Annotated in this window: 24 protein-coding genes; 9 read left to right on the top strand and 15 right to left on the bottom strand. The window is 58.4% G+C overall.

Features of this window, described 5'->3' with window-relative positions:
• Positions 1-35: 35 nt before the first annotated feature.
• From F451_RS0110780 to F451_RS25360, 7 genes are all read right to left on the bottom strand, one after another.
• On the bottom strand, positions 36-461 hold the full coding sequence (locus tag F451_RS0110780; protein ID WP_020681375.1) for a potassium channel family protein: 426 nt from the start codon (positions 459-461) through the stop codon (positions 36-38).
• 48 nt (positions 462-509) lie between these two features.
• Entirely contained in the window at positions 510-797 is a 288-nt protein-coding gene (locus F451_RS0110785) for an Rdx family protein (RefSeq protein WP_020681376.1), read from the bottom strand.
• A 43-nt stretch (positions 798-840) separates the two neighbouring features.
• Positions 841-1,566, bottom strand: a complete 726-nt coding sequence (locus tag F451_RS25350) for a hypothetical protein (RefSeq protein ID WP_205624005.1) — start codon at positions 1,564-1,566, stop codon at positions 841-843.
• A 24-nt stretch (positions 1,567-1,590) separates the two neighbouring features.
• Positions 1,591-2,502, bottom strand: a complete 912-nt coding sequence (locus tag F451_RS25355) for a radical SAM protein (RefSeq protein WP_020681378.1) — start codon at positions 2,500-2,502, stop codon at positions 1,591-1,593.
• Positions 2,502-3,149, bottom strand: a complete 648-nt coding sequence (locus tag F451_RS0110800) for a TIGR04282 family arsenosugar biosynthesis glycosyltransferase (RefSeq protein WP_020681379.1) — start codon at positions 3,147-3,149, stop codon at positions 2,502-2,504. The genes F451_RS25355 and F451_RS0110800 overlap by 1 nt, the downstream gene beginning before the upstream one ends.
• Before the next feature lie 162 nt (positions 3,150-3,311).
• Complete coding sequence (gene cysS, locus F451_RS0110805; protein ID WP_020681380.1) at positions 3,312-4,697, bottom strand: cysteine--tRNA ligase; 1,386 nt, start codon at positions 4,695-4,697, stop codon at positions 3,312-3,314.
• Positions 4,698-4,819: 122 nt separating this feature from the next.
• A complete protein-coding gene (locus tag F451_RS25360; protein ID WP_020681381.1) occupies positions 4,820-5,905 on the bottom strand; it encodes a hypothetical protein in 1,086 nt (361 codons plus the stop codon).
• A 215-nt stretch (positions 5,906-6,120) separates the two neighbouring features.
• Here F451_RS25360 and F451_RS0110815 point away from each other — a divergent pair, with 215 nt between their 5' ends.
• Positions 6,121-7,254: a M14 family zinc carboxypeptidase gene (locus F451_RS0110815; RefSeq protein ID WP_020681382.1), complete on the top strand. Its 1,134-nt coding sequence runs from the start codon at positions 6,121-6,123 to the stop codon at positions 7,252-7,254.
• A complete protein-coding gene (locus F451_RS0110820; RefSeq protein ID WP_020681383.1) occupies positions 7,255-8,076 on the top strand; it encodes an alpha/beta fold hydrolase in 822 nt (273 codons plus the stop codon).
• Between the two features lie 370 nt (positions 8,077-8,446).
• On the opposite strand, the gene F451_RS0110825 is transcribed toward F451_RS0110820, so the two are convergent.
• The gene (locus tag F451_RS0110825) at positions 8,447-10,129 is read right to left on the bottom strand and encodes a glutamine--tRNA ligase/YqeY domain fusion protein (protein WP_020681384.1); all 1,683 of its coding nucleotides are present in this window, start codon (positions 10,127-10,129) and stop codon (positions 8,447-8,449) included.
• Positions 10,130-10,340: 211 nt separating this feature from the next.
• Between F451_RS0110825 and F451_RS0110830 the strand changes: the two genes are divergently transcribed.
• Both F451_RS0110830 and F451_RS0110835 read left to right on the top strand, forming a co-directional pair.
• Positions 10,341-10,835, top strand: coding sequence for a peptidylprolyl isomerase (locus tag F451_RS0110830; RefSeq protein WP_020681385.1), 495 nt, complete (start codon positions 10,341-10,343; stop codon positions 10,833-10,835).
• A gap of 9 nt (positions 10,836-10,844) precedes the next feature.
• Positions 10,845-11,597 (top strand): UDP-2,3-diacylglucosamine diphosphatase, encoded by a 753-nt coding sequence (locus F451_RS0110835; RefSeq protein ID WP_020681386.1) that lies wholly within the window; start codon positions 10,845-10,847, stop codon positions 11,595-11,597.
• 89 nt (positions 11,598-11,686) lie between these two features.
• Here F451_RS0110835 and F451_RS0110840 read toward each other — a convergent pair whose 3' ends face one another.
• The 6 genes from F451_RS0110840 to F451_RS28825 form a co-directional block, all read right to left on the bottom strand.
• A complete protein-coding gene (locus F451_RS0110840) occupies positions 11,687-12,316 on the bottom strand; it encodes a MiaE family protein (protein WP_083928412.1) in 630 nt (209 codons plus the stop codon).
• A 29-nt stretch (positions 12,317-12,345) separates the two neighbouring features.
• Positions 12,346-12,570, bottom strand: a complete 225-nt coding sequence (locus F451_RS0110845) for a lysozyme family protein (protein ID WP_020681388.1) — start codon at positions 12,568-12,570, stop codon at positions 12,346-12,348.
• Between the two features lie 87 nt (positions 12,571-12,657).
• Positions 12,658-13,323, bottom strand: a complete 666-nt coding sequence (locus tag F451_RS0110850; RefSeq protein WP_020681389.1) for a hypothetical protein — start codon at positions 13,321-13,323, stop codon at positions 12,658-12,660.
• A gap of 217 nt (positions 13,324-13,540) precedes the next feature.
• Positions 13,541-13,936, bottom strand: a complete 396-nt coding sequence (locus F451_RS27210) for a DUF4124 domain-containing protein (protein WP_083928407.1) — start codon at positions 13,934-13,936, stop codon at positions 13,541-13,543.
• A 177-nt stretch (positions 13,937-14,113) separates the two neighbouring features.
• Entirely contained in the window at positions 14,114-14,665 is a 552-nt protein-coding gene (locus F451_RS0110860; protein WP_020681391.1) for a hypothetical protein, read from the bottom strand.
• Between the two features lie 57 nt (positions 14,666-14,722).
• The gene (locus F451_RS28825) at positions 14,723-14,836 is read right to left on the bottom strand and encodes a Mor transcription activator family protein (RefSeq protein WP_083928413.1); all 114 of its coding nucleotides are present in this window, start codon (positions 14,834-14,836) and stop codon (positions 14,723-14,725) included.
• A 129-nt stretch (positions 14,837-14,965) separates the two neighbouring features.
• Between F451_RS28825 and F451_RS25370 the strand changes: the two genes are divergently transcribed.
• On the top strand, positions 14,966-15,643 hold the full coding sequence (locus F451_RS25370) for an SOS response-associated peptidase (RefSeq protein ID WP_020681393.1): 678 nt from the start codon (positions 14,966-14,968) through the stop codon (positions 15,641-15,643).
• 176 nt (positions 15,644-15,819) lie between these two features.
• Positions 15,820-16,557 (top strand): hypothetical protein, encoded by a 738-nt coding sequence (locus tag F451_RS25375; RefSeq protein WP_020681394.1) that lies wholly within the window; start codon positions 15,820-15,822, stop codon positions 16,555-16,557.
• A gap of 70 nt (positions 16,558-16,627) precedes the next feature.
• Here F451_RS25375 and F451_RS0110880 read toward each other — a convergent pair whose 3' ends face one another.
• Complete coding sequence (locus tag F451_RS0110880; RefSeq protein ID WP_020681395.1) at positions 16,628-17,551, bottom strand: phosphotransferase family protein; 924 nt, start codon at positions 17,549-17,551, stop codon at positions 16,628-16,630.
• A gap of 262 nt (positions 17,552-17,813) precedes the next feature.
• Here F451_RS0110880 and thiB point away from each other — a divergent pair, with 262 nt between their 5' ends.
• Genes thiB through F451_RS0110895 form a run of 3 tightly spaced genes read left to right on the top strand, consistent with a single transcriptional unit; the run spans position 17,814 to position 20,966 of the window.
• On the top strand, positions 17,814-18,797 hold the full coding sequence (gene thiB, locus F451_RS0110885) for a thiamine ABC transporter substrate binding subunit (RefSeq protein WP_020681396.1): 984 nt from the start codon (positions 17,814-17,816) through the stop codon (positions 18,795-18,797).
• Positions 18,773-20,362, top strand: a complete 1,590-nt coding sequence (locus F451_RS0110890) for an ABC transporter permease subunit (RefSeq protein WP_020681397.1) — start codon at positions 18,773-18,775, stop codon at positions 20,360-20,362. Before thiB ends, F451_RS0110890 begins: the two co-directional genes overlap by 25 nt.
• On the top strand, positions 20,355-20,966 hold the full coding sequence (locus tag F451_RS0110895) for an ATP-binding cassette domain-containing protein (RefSeq protein WP_020681398.1): 612 nt from the start codon (positions 20,355-20,357) through the stop codon (positions 20,964-20,966). The genes F451_RS0110890 and F451_RS0110895 overlap by 8 nt, the downstream gene beginning before the upstream one ends.
• The last annotated feature ends 70 nt before the right edge of the window (positions 20,967-21,036 follow it).

The following is a 21,036-nucleotide window of genomic DNA, read 5'->3' on the forward strand; positions in this document are numbered from 1 at the left end:
TGCAGTTCGGCACCCAGGCAACGCGGATGCATGCCTTAACGGGAAACCCAATAGCGCTGCATTTCAACAAATAGAAAAGACGCCGTCCAGGTAATTAACACCAGGCCGGTAAGCGACTCGATTCCGGTTAAATACCTCAGATGACCGCTTGGCTGGATATCACCAAACCCCAGGGTGGTAAACGTCGTAAATGAAAAATAAACGCAATCCAGCAAGTTACCGTTGAAGGCACCTTGCAGCTCCCCCCAGCCTGGTATGTGGTGCATGACGTAGTAGGCAATTGCAAAGATCCACACCTCTACCGAATGTGCCAGCAGTGCGCCGCATACGCCCAGCACTATCCTGTATCGGTGCTTCATCTTGAGTTTCGGCACAAGCAGCGTCATGCGGAACAGAAACTCATAGTGGATGCTGATTGCCAGCACCACGACCAGACTATTGAAAAGCGTTACGAGTAACACGAGCCCTCCGGTGGCCAGTTAGAGTCGATTCGAACAGTCACGCGCACATCAGCGATCCAGGTGCCCGAGATCTATCTGCGGATCCAGTTTGTCGCGCACTCGCCGCTTTATCTCCTTGATTTCGGCAAACCCCTGATCCCGCTTGCGACACCATATCAGCTCGCTGCCATAGCGCACCTGGAACGTGCCGGGAACTGCACTTGGCTGCAAAGCCACCTCGCCCAGCTGCCCCTCGAAAGTACTCAGCAGTTCCTGCGCCACCCAGCTGGCACGCAGCATCCAGCGACAACCGGTGCAGTATTCAATTTCAATGCGGGGGTTTCTTTCTGAAAGCATGAGGCGACCTGTTTGCGCACGAACACTGCTTAACTCTAAACCATTATCGGTTTTTGTAGCACGTTTTATCAGACGTTTGTGTCTTGGGATCAGCTTTAAGGCGCGCTTTGGTACGTTCCCCAAGCCAAAGCAGACTCTGTGGCAGTGCCTGGCGAATCCAGCGCCACTGATAGAGCACGCTGAGCGACAGCCAGCCACGCGCGCGGTATTTGCGCGCGCTGGTACGGAGCGTTGCATCAAGACAATTGAGGCGCACTCCGAATCGCCTTGCCTTCCATACCAGCAGATGGTCTTCACCGTAGGGTACATCCTGGGAATAGCCCCCCAGCGCGTGAAATTCACGGGCGCCAAGACAAAGTCCCTGATCGCCAAACGGAATACCCAGCCAGCGTGAGCGCAGATTGGCTGCCCACGCATTCAATGCCGTAGGGCCGGCACCGTCATCGGCGAAAGCGAGTTTAAAGTAATGCAGAGCATGGGGCTTACGTCTCAGCCCCTGCTGAAGTGCTTGTATCATTGATGCAGTCAGAACGGAGTCCAGGTGCAAAAACCACAGGACCTCCCCTCTGGTGACCTGTGCCGCGGTGTTCATTTGAATCGACCGGCCTTTAGGTGAGATAACGGTATAAACTCTTTTATGACAGCGTAAGGGCAGATCATCACGGGGTTCGCAAAGCGCGAAGATCACTTCCCACTCCGGCGGCAACAGCGAGAGTGCATCAAATAGCGCAAACGGGCCGGCTTCTCCGGGCCCGATGGGAATAATCACGCTTAGCTGCATGAGCTGCCCCTGCTAGATCTCACTGCAGGACGATCCGTACCGAAAGCAGGAAAAGCAGCGGTGGTGCTTCATGCTGACCTGCTGCTCCATCGCCTGGCGCAAGGTAGCGCCCAGGTCATATTCGGGGTCATCGTCCACAAGCGTACAGGCGTAAACCCGCATACGGTTGTTTTGCTTCAGCACCATCTTGCTGAACGCACACATGAAGTTACGCCGGCTCTCTTCGCTCTGGTACCGGGTCATGCACTGAGTTGTCACAGCGGGTACATCGGCGTGGCTGCCGGGGGGCAGAAAATCAGGAAACGCCACCTGCTTGAGGTCTTCCGGCAAGCCCTGTTCCTTGAGCAAGGCAGCATACTGCGCCGCAACCACCGGAGTATCTTCATCTGCTTTCATGTGCCGCGCAATGGATACGTGAAAGCCCCTGGCGTGCAGCAGGCGCAGGCCTTCAAAAGCACGCTCGAAATTGCCCTCGCCCCTGCCCGCGTCATGCTCGGCACGATCAATGGAATCGATGCTAACGCGGAAACTCACCGGGTGTGGAGCGTTGCGCAGTTCATCCAGCTGATGAATGCGGCGCTGCAACGCGTCGGTTCCGTTGGTGAGTACGAGGCAAGGTGCCACTTCGCTGGCCCGTTTCAGTATGCGGATCAGGTCCCTGGCGACGAACGGCTCTCCGCCGGTAAAGGAAAACTGCTCAACCCGCATCTCCTGTGCCTCATCAATAAAGGGCTCTACATCGGCCAGACGCAGCATCTGAAGGCGGTCATCGCCGGGCTTTGAGCCCTCCAGGCAGAATGGACAACTCAGGTTGCAGGCTGTCCCCGTGTGAAACCAGAGTTCACGCAGCGCATGCGGCCTGATGTAACCTCTGGGCTCACCAGTGGGCGCGCTGTACCAGTCTCGACTGCGAATAAGTTCCATCAGGCAAGCTCCTGTAACAGTTTGTGTAAGGCTTGCTGTGGCGCGCGGGAGTCGCGTGCAAGGGACGTACGAAGCCTGCGCAGGTCCTCGACCCCGTCGACATCGTCGCAGGGCTGAGTCCAGCCCACCGAAAGCCCTGCCATCTCGCAGCAATCAGCCAGCGCCTTACCGAGCTGCGGTGTGCTCCAGGGCAAGGTACCAAGATCCGGCCAGGGCACCCGGGCGCCCATCAGGGTTACGCCTCCATCCGCAGCGCCAGACAACACAATGTCGTAATCATTAAGCTGTTCGCCGGCATCCAGCAGCTGCTGCGGGGTCTGTTCCGGCATGTCCGAACCGATGATGATCGTTCGCTCATGCCCTGCTGCGCGCAGCAGAGCGTCCGTATGATTTATGCGTAGCCCCAGGTTTGCGCCCTGCTGGGCCATAACAGCATCAATCCAGGGATACTCGGTGCGATAGCCATCACAGTCCGCAGAATCGGCGCAGGCGACAACAGTGCGGCCCGGCCAGCTGCCAAGCTGTGCCAGCGCGCACTGGTGCAACAGTTGCGCAATTCGCAGCGCATTTTGCTGGCCAATCAGCCGCGCCAGTCGTTGTTTGCCGACCCCAATACGAGGACGTTTACAGAACAGTATGAGAGTCATGTTATCGAGATTAAAAAGTCAGGGTGAATTAAAACTGAATCTCGACGCCGGCAGCGTATGCCTGATGCAAAGGTACCGGAAAGACGGCTGCAAAAAAGGCGGCTAATAAGGCCGCCTTTGTATGTAACCGCTCAATGCGGGGCTATGCGTACACAGCAACGTTTAACCTTCGCGGTACCAGCTGGTGCCGGAGCGGTCGTCTTTCAGGATGACGCCCTGAGCGGCCAGCTCATCGCGGATCTTGTCGGACAGTGCAAAGTCACGGTTGGCACGGGCGTCCTTGCGCTGCACGATGAGGGCTTCGATCTCAGCGGCGCCCAGTTCACCGGCCCGATCTTCCCCCTTGAGGAAGGCATCAGGATTTTGCTGCAGCAGGCCAATAACACCGCCCAGGCGCTTGAGCTGAGCTGCAAGCTTGCCGGCCTCCTCGCTGCCTTCACGCACGGCACGGTTCAGCTCACTGACCAGTTCAAACAGCACCGCCAGTGCCTTGGGTGTGTTGAAATCATCGTCCATGGCTTCAACGAAGCGGGCTTCGAAATCATTCACGGGCTCTGTGCCAGCGCATTCCACCGACGCCAGCGCCTGGTAGAAACGCTCCAGTGCACTGCGGGCTTCCTTCAGGCTGTCTTCGCTGTAATCGATGTAGCTGCGATAGTGCACGCTGGCCAAAAAGTAGCGCACCACTTCGGCGTCGTACTTTTCAAGCACATCGCGAATGGTGAAGAAGTTGCCCAGCGATTTGGACATTTTCTCGCTGTTTACCCGCACAGGGCCCGCATGCATCCAGGTATTGACGTACTGCACGCCGTTGGCTGCCTCTGACTGGGCAATCTCATTTTCATGGTGCGGGAACGGCAGATCCGGACCGCCGCCATGGATATCGAAGGTGTCTCCCAGGCAGCATTTAGACATGGCCGAGCATTCGATATGCCAGCCCGGGCGCCCAGGTCCCCAGGGCGATTCCCAGCTGACTTCGCCAGGCTTGGCGGCTTTCCAGAGCACGAAGTCCAGCGGACTTTCCTTGGCCTCTTCGACATCAACCCGGCTGCCAGAACGCAGTTCATCGATATTCTGTCGCGTCAGCTTGCCGTAGCCTTCGAACTTCTCGACCCGGTAATACACATCGCCATTGCTCGCGGCATAGGCGAAACCCTTGTCGATCAGCGTCTGTACCAGGGCCAGGATATCGTCCATGTGGGCTGTGGCACGTGGTTCCATGTCCGGGCGCAACACAGACAAGCGGGTTTCATCCTCGTGCATCGCCTCGATCATGCGATTGGTCAGCGAGTCGGGAGTTTCACCGTTTTCGGCCGCACGCTTGATGATCTTGTCGTCCACATCGGTGATGTTGCGCACATAGGTCACATCCCAGCCACGCGAGCGCAGGTAACGTGTAATCACATCAAAGGCGACCATGACGCGGGCGTGCCCGATATGACAGTAGTCATACACCGTGATGCCGCAGACATACATGCGAATTTTGCCCGCTTCGATCGGCTCGAAGGGCACTTTATCCTTGCTCAGAGTGTTATAGATTTGCAGCATCAAACCAGCTTTTGAGTCAATTTTGGAATTCCGCCGCCGGTATCAAAGCCAAAAAGCTCAGCCCGCAGCACGTATGGGCGCCATTATAAATCAATTGATTGCGCAATGGCGCACCCGATTTATCACCAGAGCGACGGGTCGTCTGCATCCGCATCGTTCGCAACCGGTTCGCCCTTTGCATCAAGGCGTATCTCTGCAAGCTGCGTGTCCGATAACGGACTGCGTTCGGCGCTCAATACCAGCCGGCCTGGACCATCCCAGCTGATCGCCTCCCACTGGGCATAGGTGTTCAGCCGATAGCGCTGAGCACCACTCCACTGCGGGCTGGGATTACTGCCATCGCCCTTTTTAGATAACGGTATAATCCAGATAAAGCTATGACCAAACAAACGCTGACGGCTGTATCCCAGCAGCACCAGCCGCCCGGATACCGGGTCATAGTCAGCGGCCGTGACCAGACCGTTCACCGGATAGCTGCGCGACGGAAACACCGCCTGCTCACGGGCCTGCTTGTCGAGGCGATACAGATCCGTGTGCCCGTCCGCTCGGTTCTTGCTGAACAGCCAGAGTTCGTTCTCGACCGCTGTCACGGCCTCGCAGTCAAAGTTGTGGCTGTCCGATGCCCTTACTTCCAGCCGCTGACCATAGCGAAAGGTACCGGTTTCATAGCCTACCCGGCTGCCATCCGGTGCACTGAGTGCATCCAGTGCGACCTTGTAGAGTGTCAATATTGCACGCCTCGCGCGGTTATTGCCGCAATCCGCGATATACAAATAGGCATCGTCCACCGCCAGGGATTCCCAGTCGATATTGCGGGCACCCGCCAGGTAGAGCTGCTTGTGCACACGCCGCCCATCGCCTGACAGCTGATAGATCACCGCATCATCGCCACTGTCGTTGATGGTCCAGAGATGGCCATTAATCTGCGCCAGCCCCGAGGTCTCGCGCACCTCTGTGGGCATCAGCGCCAGACGCTGAACCTGCGCCACACCCGACGTGCGGGCCGTCGTGTGCTGTTTTTGATCTAGCTTGGGCGCGGGCTCAGTCCGGGGCTGTTCAGGTGCGGCTGTATCGACACCCGTCTCGGCACCGGCGAGGGAATCCGGCTCGGGGACTGCTGATCCCGAGGGGCTTTTCAGGGTACTGCACCCAGCCAACAGCAGCAGCGTACTCAGCACACTGCCCGCCACCAGGGCGCGGCGTTTCAATCTGTTTGAAGATATCCTTTTTGCCTTGCTCGCAGGGAACGCACTGTTCAATGCCACTTGTGTGAATCCTTTGTGAACCCGCTAACGCCCGCGAGCATAACAGCTAAACTACTGTTCTATAAACACTGTGCCGCTAACAGCTCGCGCCAGGCGCTCATCTGCACTTTGCCTCTTGTGCACGGGGCCAAGGCGCTTTTATTCATCACCGGATGTCAATGAAGCCACCGCAGTCATCTTTCCCCCCCGTTCCTCACCCTGACTCTCGCAAGGCGCCCGGCCCAGACAGCCATGACGCTGATGCAACCCACAATTCGCGGCGCCTGCCGGAACTGCACGACCTGCAACGCCTGATCGCGCTGGGCGGCAGTGCGCTTGATGCACGCGTGCTGGCAGAGGTTACCGATGGCGCTGATCGTTACCCTTTGTATGCACTCAGACTGGGCAATCCGGACCCGTACGCCCCGGTACTGCTGCTTACGGGCGGTATTCATGGCGTGGAGCGTATCGGCACTCAACTGGTGCTCACCCAGCTCGAGTTGTTGCTGGCACGGCTGCCCTGGGACCAGGGGCTTCAAGCGGACCTTGAACACATTCGGCTGGTGTTCTGTCCGCTCGTGAATCCCGCAGGAATGGCGCGTGGATCCCGCGCCAACGCCAATGGCGTTGATCTGATGCGCAATGCGCCACACAACGCCGACCGCCCGACCTCCTGGTTGCTGTCGGGGCACCGTATCGGCACCTGGCTGCCCTGGTATCGGGGCGCACTCGATCAACCCATGGAAACGGAATCCGCCGCGCTCTGCGATCTGGTTAACGCCGAGTGCGCAACCGCGCCTTTCTGCCTTTCACTGGACTGCCATTCCGGCTTTGGCATGCGTGACCGGGTCTGGTTTCCATATGCCGGCAGCACACAACCGCTGGAACAGGCCGCCGAAGTCCATGCCCTGGTCGAGCTGTACGAGGCCGCCAATCCTTACCACCGCTACCTGTTTGAACCCCAGTGCCACCAGTACCGCACGCACGGCGACCTGTGGGACTACCTGTACCATCAGCATCTGCAGCGCCAGCGCGGCGCAAGCAACGGGCCGGCGGTATTCCTGCCACTCACGCTGGAGCTGGGCTCATGGCTCTGGGTGCGCAAGAACCTGCGCCAGATCACCAGCTTCACGGGGCTGTTCAACCCCTTGGTGCCGCACCGGCAACGGCGCATCCTTCGCCACCACAATACGCTGTTCGACTTCCTGATCCGGGCAACCCGCTCCTGGCAACACTGGCATCCCCAGGGTTCGGATCGCGACGCACAGCAGCAGCGCGCGATACAACGCTGGTACCAGGAATCCGGTCACTGAATGACGTCACCTGTCGCTGAATTCACCCCGCGCTCTGCCAGCCAGACACCCACGGACAAGCGCGCGCCGCAGCCCTGCTGGGTGCTGTTGCGTGGTCTGGTGCGTGAAGCACGCCACTGGGGCGACTTCCCACAGCGGCTAGCCGATGCATTGCAGGCACGGGTTCTGTGCCCGGACCTGCCCGGCAATGGTCAGCTCTACCGCGAGAAAAGCCCGGTTCGGCTGGCCGACCAGGTTGAGTACCTGCGCCGCACAGTGCTCGCCTACGGTAATAACCTTCATTCACCCAGCGCGCCCGTGCAGCTGCTTGGGCTGTCGATGGGCGGCATGGTGGCCACCGAATGGGCACTGCAGTATCCCCGGGAGGTTGGCCGCCTCATGCTCATCAATAGCAGCCTTGGTGATCTGAGCCCGCCGTGGCAGCGCCTGCGCCCGTCGGCGCTGCTGCCTCTAACGGGCGGCCTGCTGCTGGACACGCCTCGACGCGAAGCGCTGATTTACCGCCTAACCTGCCGGCACAGAGTCGATAACACCTTGCAGCAGTGGGTCAGCTATGCGAGAGACTGCCCGGTGAGCCGGGCCAACTTTCTGCGCCAGCTTTATGCGGCGGCGCTCTACCGCAGTGGCCATCGCGTGCCGACGGTTCCGGCCCTTGTCTTGAGCTCCCACATTGATGCGATGGTAAACCCGGCCTGCAGCATCGCCATCGCCGAGCACTGGCATGCACAGCACGCTGTGCACCCTTCTGCTGGCCATGACCTGCCCCACGACGACCCCGGCTGGGTACTTGAGCAGATCGCCCGCTGGCAGTCTTCAGCTTAAATAGACAAACCCTGAACGCAAAAACGCCCGGCGCTGTCTCCAGGGCCGGGCGTTTTAGCAGGCTATCAGGGCAGCTTACTTGCCCTGAATTTTCACCCAGCGTCTCACTTAAAGAGGCGCAGTGTGACGGTACGGTTGAGCATTAGGCGGCTCTCTTCGGAATCCTTATCTGAGCTGCCAAATAACGACCCCGGAGTGCTCAAATTCCTGCCAGGTTTAGAACGCAAAAACGCCCGGCGCTGTCTCCAGGGCCGGGCGTTTTAGCAGGCTATCGGGGCAGCTTACTTGCCCTGAATTTTAACCCAGCGTCTCATGTAAAGAGGCGCAGTGTGACGGTACGGTACAGCACCGATGATCAATACCGTACCGCTTACTTGCCCTGAATTTTCATCCAGGAGTCACGTAGCGTAACGGTACGGTTGAACACCAGGCGGTTCTCGTCGGAATCCTTATCGACGGAGAAATACCCCAGGCGCTCGAACTGGTAATGCGCTTCTGCCACCGCGTGCTTGAGGCCTATTTCAACCCGGCTATCGGTCAGCACTTCCAGCGAACCGGAATTGAGGTAGTTCTGGAAATCCACTGCCTTGTCGGCTTCAGGGTTGGCTTCGGTGAACAGGCGGTCGTACAGACGCACTTCACAGGGCACCGAGTGATCGGCATTGACCCAGTGAATGACACCATTGGGCTTGTACCCCGTCGGGTTTTCACCCTTGGTGGCCGGATCGTAGCTGCAGATCAGCTCAACGATATTGCCGGCATCGTCCTTGATCACCTCGTTACAGGTAATCACGTAGGCACCGCGCAGACGCACGGCATCACCCGGCGCCAGGCGCTTCCACTTGCGCGGTTTCTCTTCTTCAAAGTCTTCCTGTTCGATCAGCAGGTTGCGACCGAAAGACACCTTGCGCAGCCCCATGGACTCGTCCTTGGGATGCGCCGGCAGCTCGAACCACTCTTCCTTGCCTTCGGCGAAGTTGCTGATGGTGACCTTGAGCGGGCGCGTGACACACATGGCGCGCGGTGCATTGGCATCCAGGTCATCGCGTACGGCCGATTCCAGCATGCCCATGTCGACCACGCCGTTGGAGCGGGTCACACCGATCATTTCGCAGAAGTTACGAATGGATGCCGGCGTATAGCCGCGACGACGCAGGCCGGAAATAGTCGGCATGCGCGGGTCATCCCAGCCCACCACGTGCTTCTCATCGACCAGCAACTTGAGCTTGCGCTTGCTGGTAATGGTGTAGTTCAGGTTCAGACGGGCGAATTCGTACTGGCGCGGCTGGGCCGGCACCGGCAGATTGGCGATGAACCAGTCGTACAACGGACGGTGATCTTCAAATTCAAGCGTGCAGATGGAATGGGTCACCCCTTCCAGCGCATCGGACTGGCCGTGGGCATAGTCGTAGGACGGGTAGATGCACCACTTGTCGCCGGTCTGGTGATGGTGCGCCTTGCGGATACGGTAAATCACCGGATCACGCAGGTTCATGTTCGGCGCCGCCATGTCGATCTTGACGCGCAGGGCGCAGTCGCCTTCCTCGAACTCGCCATTGCGCATGCGCTCGAACAGTTCCAGGTTCTCGGCCACGCTGCGCTCACGGTACGGGCTGTTCTTGCCGGGCTCGGTGAGGTTGCCACGGAACTCGCGCATTTCGTGGGCGCTCAGGCTATCGACATAGGCCTTGCCATTGGCGATCAGGTACAGCGCCCACTGGTACAGCTGTTCAAAGTAGTCGGAGGTGTAACGGATATCACCGTTCCACTTGAAGCCCAGCCAGCGTACGTCCTCGGCGATGGCGTCGATGTACTCCTGGCTTTCCTTTTCCGGGTTGGTATCGTCAAAACGCAGGTTGCACTGGCCCTGGTACTTGGCGGCCGTGCCAAAATTCAGACAGATCGACTTGGCGTGACCGATATGCAGATAACCATTGGGCTCTGGCGGAAAGCGGGTCACAACTTGACCACCGGCAACCTTTTCGTCCGCGATGTCGCTCTCGATGATCTGATGGATAAAATTCGTCGGCTTGACGTTATCTTGCTTGCTCATAGTCGGCTTGGTGTCCAGTCTGTCCTGACGGCATGAAAAGTCGCAGCATTATAAACGCATCGGGCGCATGATCACACTAACCAGCGTGATCCCAGCCGGTGTATTGCAGCAAGGGTCCCGCGGGTGATGCGAATCCGCCCTACTTGGGTATAATGCGCGATTACTCGGGTTTACCCCCAGATTACGGCAAATCGGCACAGGAATTGATTCAATGATTATTCTCTCGACCAACCACGGCGACATCTCCATCGAACTCGATTACGAAAAGGCGCCCAAGACCGCCGCCAACTTCGAGCAGTACGTCCGTGAAGGCTTTTACGACGGCGTGATCTTCCACCGCGTAATCGACGGCTTCATGCTGCAGGGCGGCGGTTTCACCCCGGGCATGAAACAGAAAGAAACCCGCGCCACCATCGAGAACGAAGCCGACAACGGCCTGAAGAACCTCACCGGCACCCTGGCCATGGCCCGCACCATGGACCCGCACTCCGCGTCCGCCCAGTTCTTCATCAACGTCAAGGACAACAGCTTCCTGGATCACACCGCCAAGACCACCCAGGGCTGGGGTTACGCGGTATTCGGCAAGGTTGTTGACGGCATGGACGTGGTAAACAAGATCAAGGGCGTTAAAACCACGTCCCGTGCTGGCCACCAGGACGTACCGGCCGAAGACGTTATCATCGAATCCGCCCGCATCACCGAGTAAGAGCTGCCCATGACGCTGCTGTTTGTCGCCGATCTGCACCTGCGCCCCGAACGCCCGGACCTGAGCCGGGCCTTCCTCGAGTTTCTGCAACAGGATGTGCCGGGCGCCGATGCACTCTACCTGCTGGGCGACATCTTTGAAGCCTGGATCGGTGATGATGCCCCCATGCCGGGGCTTGAGACGATCTACGACGAACTGGCAGCGTTATCGGCGCGCGGCACCGCGCTCTATTTCCAGCACGGTAACCGCGACTTTCTCGTCGGGCAGGCGTTTCTGGACACCCTGGGTGCCCGCGCCCTGCCCGATCAGCAACTCATCAGCGTGCCCGGCGGCCAGGCGCTGCTGATGCACGGCGATCAGCTGTGCACAGACGATACCGAGTACCAGGCCTTTCGGGCCCAGGTGCGAAACCCCGTCTGGCAGCAGCAGTTCCTGTCCCAAACGGTAGAGGAACGCCTGGCCATCGCACGCCAGCTGCGCGCGGCCAGCAAGGCCCGTGGCGCGGAAAAATCCGCCGATATCATGGATGTGAATCCGCAGGCCGTATCGGACGCCCTGCAGCACGCCGGCGTCGACCTGCTGATACATGGCCACACCCACCGCCCCGCCATTCACGATGATCAGATCCGTGCAGGATCAGGTACCCGCATCGTACTGGGGGACTGGGATGAGAACGGCTGGTACCTGCAGATCGATAATGACGGCTATCAGCTGATCGACTTCCCGATAGCCCAAGCTGAAGCTGAAGCTGAACAACCGTAGGTTGCACAGCCCGGTTCAATCCACCAGCACTCTTCTTACTCTCTTTTAAAGCAAACGCAGGCCGTCGGCTGTAGCGGTGACCCGCTGCGTTAAATGCCGATCGTGGTATTGCAGTTCTCGGACGGTACGCCGCTGTGAAAGCGGAATTCATCGTCCGGCGACAGGATCAGCTCGTTTTCGATTTTGCGGAAAAAGGCGATGCGCTCATCGATGGGCTCGCCGGCTGCATCCTCGGCCAGCTTCAGGTAATCCTGGTAGTGGCGCCCTTCGGACTTGAGCAGCGAGCGGTAAAACTTCGCCAGCTCTGCATCCAGCAAGGGCCCGAGCTTGGCAAAGCGCTCGCAGGAACGCGCCTCGATAAAGGCCCCCACGATCAGCACATCGATCAGCCGCTGCGGCTCATGGTTGCGTACCGCCGCCCGCATGCCACCCGCATAACGCGCCGACTGCAGATGCTGATACTCAATGCCGCGTGACTCGATAATCGCCAGCACCTGCTCGAAGTGAATCAGCTCCTCACGCGCCAGGCGCGACATCTTGTTGAGCAGTTCCATGCGATCCACGTACCGGAACATCAGCGTCATGGCCGTAGAGGCCGCTTTCTTCTCACAGTGCGCATGATCGATGAGCAGCAGCGCCTGGTTCTGCAACGCCAGCTCGATCCACGCATCGGGTGTCTCGCAGCCCAGAAAGGTTTTGATTTCGTCGAGGATTTCCATAACTTCACCGCCACTAAAAACGGCCGGCATTATACAGCGCAGTGGCGGGAAAGCCCAAGGTGGAGCGCGAACGCGGTTTTGTAGAGTGCGATGGCCTGTTCGCGGGTCGGCGGCCAGGGCATGCCCTGATTCCAGCGACGTGCCAGGCCGTACCAGCTATCGCCGCCCTTATCGGCGGCATCATTGCTATGCTCGCCCTCAATGTCGGCCCCCAGCAGCCAGTGCACGGCGCAGTTGAAGCAGGTTTCAGACATAAAGAAATCCCCGGGCTGAAGTTCGTAGCGTTTAACTTCAGTGTGCCGGGGATTGCGGTGAGCGTGGTTTAACCTGGTTTGGAGATGTCACACTTTCCAGTTTTTCTCGTGTTTTAGTGTCTCATCAATTGACTCAAGGGCGCTATCAACTGCAGCCCTCGCCTCTAAGTGGTATGTCTTTAGCGTCTCAGCATACTGCGTGAGTTCTGCAGACCGGGTGTTCGCATCCAAAAGACCGACCATTTTTGATGAATAACGAAAGTCTTTCATGTCCTGCTCTCGCTTTGCGAGCATGTCGTTATTGGTCTGGTAACTATCGAGCAACCCCTTCATCATAGAGTATGCCCATATAATATCTCGCCTCAGCTTCTCGTCTCTAACGTGACCGATCTGATCGGATTTGTTGTATACGGTAAAGTAATCCCCTGTCACCGAGTAATTGCTTTCAAACGGTTTTCCATCCGGCAACTGGTCAATTTCATTTCCAATAACTGTCTGATAGTGCTGACGTACCATCGCCAGCTCAGAATTGATGGACTGGAGGAAAGCCTTCTCCATATCCAGCAACTGCTGGCGCTGCATGGTTTGTTGCCCTTTAAAAGTCTTATTCGCAGCATGTAGCGTTAATAGTCCACCAACCAACGCACCCATCAATGTCGGTATACTGTCTGCCCACTGCACCGAGGCCAACTCATCTCTGGTCAATCCCAATACATATCCACTAAAACCCAATAGGTTCTGCCACGTTTCCACTATCTACTGCTCCGCTATTAATGAAAAATGGCCGATTTACCGTTGTACTCTGCGACCCGCATCACCTGCCCATCCGCATTAAGAATGAACACCTGATGTTCAGTCACGTAGCCACCGAAGGAGTTCTTCGCCCGATACCGACATCGCACCCGATACTCATCTCCGCCCTTGGTCCATACTGGCCCCCAGACTATGGCCTCATATGAGTCCGGGTCTTTCAGCGTTCGCTGTAAGTACTGTTCGACCTCCAGAACAGAACTGTCCCACCCGCTGTTATATACCGAATGTGACTGGTATCCGCTTTTCGTCCAGCGCTTGAGTTCTTCAGATAGCCGAATGGATTTATCGAGCAACTCTCGCTGGCGTTGCTTCTCATCTTCCGCTGCCAAGGCGGCATTGAGGCGCCGGTTCTCTTCCCACTGCCGCTGCTCTTCTTCACGACGGATGCGTTCCTTGTCATCGTGGTGAGACGATAATCGAGCTGGGCCCTGTCTTCAGGGCAGGGCTTATCGGAAAAACTCAGCCGGCCATTCGCCGCTTCGCATTTATAGACACCGGCCTGCACCGGTAACGCTGCGACAAGAATTGCCACAGCCATACTTTCCTTGAACATGCTCGATCCTCCCTGGCAGCGGCGGCCAGTTTAGACCTAAAACAGCTCCGGCTGCACCTTCCTCAATGTGCAGGCTGAGCTATTCCTTGATGATCCTGTACAAATGCTGGGTGCTGATATTGTAGCTGGCGGCCAGATCGTCCGGCACGATACCGCGGCCTAGACCTGATTGAAACTCTACGAATCTAGGGTGTACCAAGAGTCGATCCACTGGTACATCGCCTCCAAATGGTCACAAAAAGTTTTCAGGCCTGCCGGCTGTATTTTTGCAGCATCGTATCCGTGAAAAAGTGGGTGCCTTACTTCACTATAAAATGTGAGGTTTCGGTCATAAAGCGAATTATTTCTCTCTAAGAGCGAATAATTCTCATTTATTAATGAAGGCAAATAATTGTAAAACGCCTTACACACATTTCCTTGAGCACTTGCTTTAACAGGGTTTTTCAGTGCTGCCCGCACTGCTTCAGACTGCCCATGTTCCCTAGGGCTCAACGCTACCGCTCCCTTGATGTAGCTCTCCAACCCCATTATTGACAACCGCATCCAATGGTTAAAATCGGCCTCTAAATCAATAGCGTCACGATGGTATCGTGTTGAGTGCAGCACCCGTTCATGGTCGCCCTCTTCCAACAGTTCACCGACTATTGTTTTGAAAACTTGAAAGTCCCTTCTCAGGTTTAGCAAAGGTATATTTTCGAATTTTAACTGAAAACTTTTGCTCTCTTTCATTTTCATGCACTCTTTGCATTAACTGTCGGTATGTTTCCCAAAGTAATTAAGCTTAGGCTAGAGCAACTCTGGCTGCGCCTTCCTCATGTACAGGCTGCGCTGTTCCGTGATGATGCGGTACACATGCTGAGTGCTGATTTTGTAGCGGGCTGCCAGATCGTCCGGTACGATGCCGCGATCGTGTCAGTCGCGAAACAATCCCACATCACGCACAACCTGCTTGTGTAGCCCTGACACTAGTGACTTCAATCTCGATTCGTTATCTTGTGATAGTTAGAAAATTTACCGGGGTATTGAAACATGTGCGGGCGCTACAACGTGATAGACGATCCCTTCACCCAGGGGCTGCTCGAAGAGCTCGGAATCAGCAAGCGGATACACACGCGCTATAACCTGGCGCCCACCGAGGAGGTGCCAGTCATCCGCCAGGTGGACGGACACAACGAGCTTGTCGAGATGCGCTGGTGGCTGATTCCGCACTGGGCCCAGATACCCGATACACGCTATTCGATGTTTAATGCCAAGGCCGAAACGCTGGCCACCAGCAAGGCATTTAGCGGCCCGCTCAAGCACCAGCGTTGCATTATCCCGGCGTCATGCTTTTTTGAATGGCGCACAGAAGAAGGCCACAAGCAGCCCTATGCCATACAGCCGATTGCCGGCGTATTTGCCTTCGCGGGCCTGTGGGAGGAATGGGGGCATGGCGCTGAAACCATTCACAGCTGCACCATTATCACGACAGCCGCGGCGCCCGGCATGGAACAAATACACAACCGCCAGCCGGTAATGCTGGCGGACGATATGCGGGCCCGGTGGCTGGATCCCTCGATTGATGGGCACCACCTGATGCCGCTGCTGATGCCAAGCCTCCCCTGCGCACTGGAAGTCGTACCCGTCGATACCATCATCAATAACAGTCGGCATAAACAAAAGGCGGCCACGATTGGGCCGCCCCTGTTTCGACTGGATGGCAATTAAGCACCTCGCCAAAGCATTAAGTTCAAGCGACCACAGCCACAAAGGCGCCCATAGCTTGCGTAAACTGGCACGGTCCACCAAGCTGCAGTGGTTTGGCCTGCGTGCTATTGCGTTTCCATCACAGTGCCAATACCTCATCGGGATGATTCAGATACCTTGGGCACAGGGAGTGCAACATGGAAATTGATAAGGCTTTGGCAGGCCTCGAAGCCCGGAACAAGATGGACGAGAAGCCATTCCTCGAGCTGGATCTGTCCGATATCGATGAGCATGCTATTCCAGAGGTAGCCAAGCTCACCAAGGCAGACTTCGATGTTGACTCCGTCATCAGCGCAGCGGGCGAGCTCAAATATCTCAACCAGATCAAGAAGGTCATCGGCCAGCAAGTGGCGCAGCCTGAAGAGGATTTTGTGCGATTCTTTGCCTCGCGGGTCTACGACGGCGTTATTACACAAAGAGTACGGGATCAGTTTGCAGAGCTGACGGTAAAGGCACTCAGGCAGTTTCTAAATGACAAGATCAATGACCGTTTGAAAACAGTCCTGGCAAGTGGCTCTGATTCTCCCCAGGTACGGGCCGCACAGAAAACGCGAGATGCAGACATTGAGGATGAAGACGAACACAAGGTAGTGACGACGATTGAAGAGCTGGAAGGCTACCACAGAGTGCGAGCGATCCTGCGAGAGGTAGTCGATGTCGATCGTATCGTGTCACGAGACACCCAGAGCTACTTCGGCGTGCTGCTCGACGATAATAAGCGAAAACCTCTGTGCAGGCTTCACTTCAACAGAACGCAGAAATACCTGGGTCTCTTTGATGCAGACAAGAAAGAGACCCGACACCCGATAAAACGCCTCGACGATATTTTTCAGTTCGCTGCGCACCTGAAGACAACAGCGGGATTGTACGACTGACTCGTGTGCCCTCAAACTCACCCCTCGTCTGAAAGGCTCTCCGCGAGGGGTAACCGACAGGCTCTCAGGCTCAGTCAGCGGCCGTTTCTTCCGGCTGCTTGAGCAGACGCAGGGTCTCACGCATCAGGTCCGCCATCTTGCGGTCGGTACCGCCCAGCCCCCGGGCCCAGTACCAGAGGCACTCCAGCGCATCGCCGAGCCAGCGTGCGCGCATCAGCCCTTCTGCCAGTGCGGTATCCTCCAGACCGACAAAGGCCGGCAGCACGGCAATATCCTCCGCCTTCATGCCGCAACGCTGCACCAGTGCGGCAGCATCGAACCAGGCATTGCCCAGTGCGGCGTACTCCCAGTCCAGCACCACCAGCGTGTCCTGGTGCGCGCACAGATTGCCGGGATGCAGGTCATGGTGGGTAAGTACCGCAGGCACCCCGGGCAAGCGGGCAAGCTCGCGTGAAGCCCGCTCAACCATTTGCTGCAATGCCCGCTCCATCGGCAGCCCGACGAGTTGAGCTGCATATCCGGCCAGCAGTGCCGTGTAGTCCATGCGCAGGCTGTTTGCCGGTACCGTTTTCGGGTCCAGTTCCAGTGCCTGCCAGGCGGCCACGGCCGTACGCAGCTGGGCGCGCTGCGCTGCCGTCAGCGGATCGGTCAGGCTGTCGCCATGCCAGTGGGTCAGCAGCCAGCCGTGGCCTTCCTTGTCGTCAGTTTGTTCATCAGCCGACAGGGCGCAGTGCAATACCCAGGGCGCCCAGTGCTGCCCCTGCAACTGTGCCAGCACTTCTGCTTCGCGGGCGCGATCAACACCCGGCACCTGCTCGGGCGCGGCGTTGACCCGCAGCACCACGGCGGCAGGCGTCCCGCGGACCGTCGCCTCGCTTCGATACAGCTGATTACTGCTGCCTCCCGCCAGGGACTGCCACTGCGGCGAAACGGCGGAAAGCTCGGGATGCTGTTGCATAAAGGCCTGAACGGCGGAAAAAGGCGCTGCGTGCATGGCGAAAATGTCCGGTTATGTTGCGGGCAGGCCCTGAACAGACCCGAGAAGGGGCGCAGTGTACCTGCCGGCGCGCCGAAAGTGGACACTCAAACAGCGCCAAATGCATCCGGTTGGGCAAAGCCCGGCGGCTGGGGTAAAATCCGCCTCCTTTACAGACCCGTATAGCTGGATTGCAAGCCGTGTCATGCGTGTTGCAAACCAGCTGTTACAGGCCACAGTCGCACCCGCCCGTGCCTGCCACCCGCATTGAAGGATCGCCATGAAAACCGTTCTCGCCCTGTGCTCGACACTGGCGCTAGTTATCAGCCACGCCAGCCAGGCGGCCGATCTGCGCGTCTATACCTATGATTCTTTCGTTTCCGAATGGGGCCCCGGGCCGCAGCTCGAGCAGGCCTTTGAAGCCCGCTGCGGCTGTGACCTGGAATACGTGGCGGTCGAGGACGGTGTCAGCATTCTCAACCGGCTGCGTATCGAAGGCGACAACAATAAAGCCGACGTGATTCTCGGCATCGACGATGGCCTCAGCGTCGATACCCGCGCCACCGGGCTGATCGAGCCCCACGGGCTCGAAACAGGCCCGCTGCGCCAGGAGCTCGACTGGCAGGACGACAGCTTCGTGCCGTTCGATTTCGGCTATTTTGCCTTCATCTACGACAGCAGCAAGATCCAGCAGCCGGCCACATCGCTGCGACAGCTGATCGACTCCGATGCCAGCGTGATATACCAGGATCCGCGTACCAGCACGCCGGGCCAGGGCCTGATGATGTGGGTCAAGGCGGTCTATGGCGATGACGCGCCCGCCGCCTGGAAGCAACTGTCCAGCCATACCGTCACCGTGACCAAAGGCTGGTGGGAAGCCTATAGCCTGTTCCTGTCCGGTGATGCCGACTACGTGCTGAGCTATAACACCTCGCCGGCCTACCATGTGGTGGCCGAAGACAAGACGCAGTACCGGGCCGCGCTGTTCAGCGAAGGTCATGTGGCGCAGATCGAGCTGGCCGCAATCACCCGCACCAGCCAGAACAAGGCACTGGGCCGGGACTTCCTGCAGTTTCTCGTATCTCCCCAGGCCCAGGCGATTATTCCGGTCACCAACTGGATGCTGCCGGTGATCGACGGCGTGGCGCTGCCGCCGGTGTTTGACGACCTGATCCAGCCCGCGCGTATCGGCTTCAGCGCCGAAGAAGCCGGTACTTCGCGCCAGCAATGGCTGCGTGAATGGCGCAGCAGCGCCGCGCAGTAAACGCACCGATGCTGTTTGCAGGGCTGCTCGCGCTGGCGCTGAGCCTGTCCGTTACGGTGCTGGCATTCTATGGCCTGATCGGCTTTGAAAGCGCAGGTCTGGATACGAGCCTGTTGTCCGATGGCTATTTCCACGCCGTGGTCTGGTTTTCGATCAAGCAGGCGGCGCTCAGTGCCGGGCTGGCGCTGCTGCTGGCCTGGCCCGTGGCCCGGGCACTCTATTACAGCCCCAGGCTCTGGGGTCGCCAGGGCTTCCTGAGCCTGTGCGTACTCAGCTTCGTGATGCCAACGCTGATCCTGATTACCGGACTCGTGGCGCTACTGGGCCGCCAGGGCATGATCAGCCCGTGGCTCGGGCCCGACTGGAACCTGTATGGCCTTCCCGGCATTCTCATTGCCCATGTGTATCTGAACCTGCCTTTTGCCGTACGGGTACAGCTGCTGCAAATGCAGCACATCCCCGACAGCAGCTGGAAGCTCGCAGCGCAGCTCAAGCTCGGCCACTGGCAGCGCCTGCGCCTGATCGAATGGCCGGCGTTGCGCGCCGGCATGCTGCAACTGTTCGGTTTTGTGTTCGTGCTCTGCTTCAACAGCTTTGCCGTGGTACTGGCTCTGGGGGGCGGGCCGCGCGCCACCACGCTGGAAGTCGCCATCTATCAGGCGCTGAAATACGACTTCAATATTCCCGAAGCCCTGACCCTGGCCTGGACCCAGTTGCTGATTGCAGGCGGCCTCTTTGTGCTGCTCAACCGCATGGGCGGCAACCAGTGGCTTGGGGTCGACAGTACCCGGCAGCGCTGGACACCCCGGCCCGGCGCCGTCATGCAACAGGTGCACCGGATCGTGTATGGCATGGCCGCGCTGACACTGCTGTTACCCCTGCTGGCGCTGCTGCCGGGTGTACTGCAGGTGGACCTGGCGCGCTTTGACTGGTTCGCCATCGCCCGGCCGGCCCTCATCACCCTGATTATCGCCACGCTGGCCGGCAGCGGGGCGCTGGTGTTGGCCTACGCGATGCTGCTGCCGCTGCGCTTCGCACATATCCGCGGCCGAAGCGCCCTCGCATTGCTGCTCGACTGGCTCAGTACCCACGCGCTGGTCGCACCCGCCATGGTCGTTTCGGTCGGGCTGTATATTCTGCTGCTGCCACGGCTGGATCTGGATCACTGGGGCATTCTGTTTGTCATACTGCTCAACCTGGTGCTGATCGTGCCCTATGCGGTGCAGCAGCTCAGGCCCCGGTTGCTGCAGTTCGACCACCAGTACGACCGGCTGGTGCGCTCCCTCAAGCTTGGCCTGCGCGCTCGGCTGCGCATCGAGTGGCCCTATATGCGCCGCGCCTGCGTGACCAGCTTTGCACTGATTCTGCTGCTGGCCATGGGGGATGTCGCGATCTTTTCCATCTTTGGCAGCAGTGACTGGACCACCCTGCCCTGGCTGATTTACAGCTACGCCAGCACCTACCGCATGGGCGAGTCATCGGTGGCCTCACTGCTGTTGCTGCTGATCTGTGCCCTGGTGGTATGGCTGTTTGAGCACGTTGAAAAAGGAGCACGGGATGCTTGATATACAGGACCTGCGAGTACAGCGCGGCCAGCACCTGCTGCATTACGCCTTCAGTGTGGATGCGGGCGAGATTCTGGCGATACAGGGGCGCAGCGGCGTGGGTAAAACCACCCTGCTCGACACCATTGCGGGCTTTGAATCCCCCCTCAGCGGCCGGCTCGACTGGCAGGGCCGATCACTGCTTAAACTGAGCGCCGAACGGCGCCCGGTGAGCATGCTGTTTCAGGATCACAACCTGTTCGAGCACCTGAGCGTTGGCGACAACCTGCAGCTGGGCCTGAGCCCCCTGCTGCCGGGAGAAATCCTGCAGGCCGCCATCGACACCCTCGGCGTGGCCGAACTGCTGACGCGCAAACCCACTCAGCTGTCGGGCGGACAGCGCCAGCGTATCGCCCTGATCCGTACCCTGTTGCGCCCCGAACCGATTGTGCTGCTGGACGAGCCCTTTGCGGAGCTCGATCCGCATACCCGTGAAATAGCCGCCCTCTGGACTCGAAAAACCGCACGCGCAGGCCACAAGACCCTGCTGCTGGTCACCCACCAGGACGAAGATGTCCACCGGGTGGCGGATCGAGCGCTCAACCTGTCCTGGAACGCGTCTTAATCGGATCGCTACGGCTAGCCCATCATGCAACCCTGCCACCGGGTTCCTGCGAGCATCATAAAAACGCAGC

Origin of the sequence: Marinobacterium rhizophilum DSM 18822, from assembly GCF_000378045.1 — a bacterium.
Taxonomy (GTDB): Bacteria; Pseudomonadota; Gammaproteobacteria; order Pseudomonadales; family Balneatricaceae; genus Marinobacterium_A; species Marinobacterium_A rhizophilum.

Excerpts from the sequence above, each read along its gene's own strand:
- F451_RS25370 (WP_020681393.1), top strand. The coding sequence starts at position 14,966 with ATGTGCGGGCGCTACAACGTGATAGACGATCCCTTCACCCAGGGGCTG.
- F451_RS0110825 (WP_020681384.1), bottom strand. The coding sequence starts at position 10,129 with ATGAGCAAGCAAGATAACGTCAAGCCGACGAATTTTATCCATCAGATC.
- F451_RS0110830 (WP_020681385.1), top strand. The coding sequence starts at position 10,341 with ATGATTATTCTCTCGACCAACCACGGCGACATCTCCATCGAACTCGAT.
- F451_RS0110845 (WP_020681388.1), bottom strand. The coding sequence starts at position 12,570 with ATGTCTGAAACCTGCTTCAACTGCGCCGTGCACTGGCTGCTGGGGGCC.
- F451_RS0110895 (WP_020681398.1), top strand. The coding sequence starts at position 20,355 with ATGCTTGATATACAGGACCTGCGAGTACAGCGCGGCCAGCACCTGCTG.
- F451_RS0110800 (WP_020681379.1), bottom strand. The coding sequence starts at position 3,149 with ATGACTCTCATACTGTTCTGTAAACGTCCTCGTATTGGGGTCGGCAAA.
- F451_RS0110835 (WP_020681386.1), top strand. The coding sequence starts at position 10,845 with ATGACGCTGCTGTTTGTCGCCGATCTGCACCTGCGCCCCGAACGCCCG.
- F451_RS0110880 (WP_020681395.1), bottom strand. The coding sequence starts at position 17,551 with ATGCACGCAGCGCCTTTTTCCGCCGTTCAGGCCTTTATGCAACAGCAT.
- thiB (WP_020681396.1), top strand. The coding sequence starts at position 17,814 with ATGAAAACCGTTCTCGCCCTGTGCTCGACACTGGCGCTAGTTATCAGC.
- F451_RS0110860 (WP_020681391.1), bottom strand. The coding sequence starts at position 14,665 with ATGAAAGAGAGCAAAAGTTTTCAGTTAAAATTCGAAAATATACCTTTG.
- F451_RS0110890 (WP_020681397.1), top strand. The coding sequence starts at position 18,773 with ATGGCGCAGCAGCGCCGCGCAGTAAACGCACCGATGCTGTTTGCAGGG.
- F451_RS0110820 (WP_020681383.1), top strand. The coding sequence starts at position 7,255 with ATGACGTCACCTGTCGCTGAATTCACCCCGCGCTCTGCCAGCCAGACA.
- F451_RS0110785 (WP_020681376.1), bottom strand. The coding sequence starts at position 797 with ATGCTTTCAGAAAGAAACCCCCGCATTGAAATTGAATACTGCACCGGT.
- F451_RS0110840 (WP_083928412.1), bottom strand. The coding sequence starts at position 12,316 with ATGGAAATCCTCGACGAAATCAAAACCTTTCTGGGCTGCGAGACACCC.
- cysS (WP_020681380.1), bottom strand. The coding sequence starts at position 4,697 with ATGCTGCAAATCTATAACACTCTGAGCAAGGATAAAGTGCCCTTCGAG.
- F451_RS25375 (WP_020681394.1), top strand. The coding sequence starts at position 15,820 with ATGGAAATTGATAAGGCTTTGGCAGGCCTCGAAGCCCGGAACAAGATG.
- F451_RS27210 (WP_083928407.1), bottom strand. The coding sequence starts at position 13,936 with ATGTTCAAGGAAAGTATGGCTGTGGCAATTCTTGTCGCAGCGTTACCG.
- F451_RS0110815 (WP_020681382.1), top strand. The coding sequence starts at position 6,121 with ATGAAGCCACCGCAGTCATCTTTCCCCCCCGTTCCTCACCCTGACTCT.
- F451_RS25355 (WP_020681378.1), bottom strand. The coding sequence starts at position 2,502 with ATGGAACTTATTCGCAGTCGAGACTGGTACAGCGCGCCCACTGGTGAG.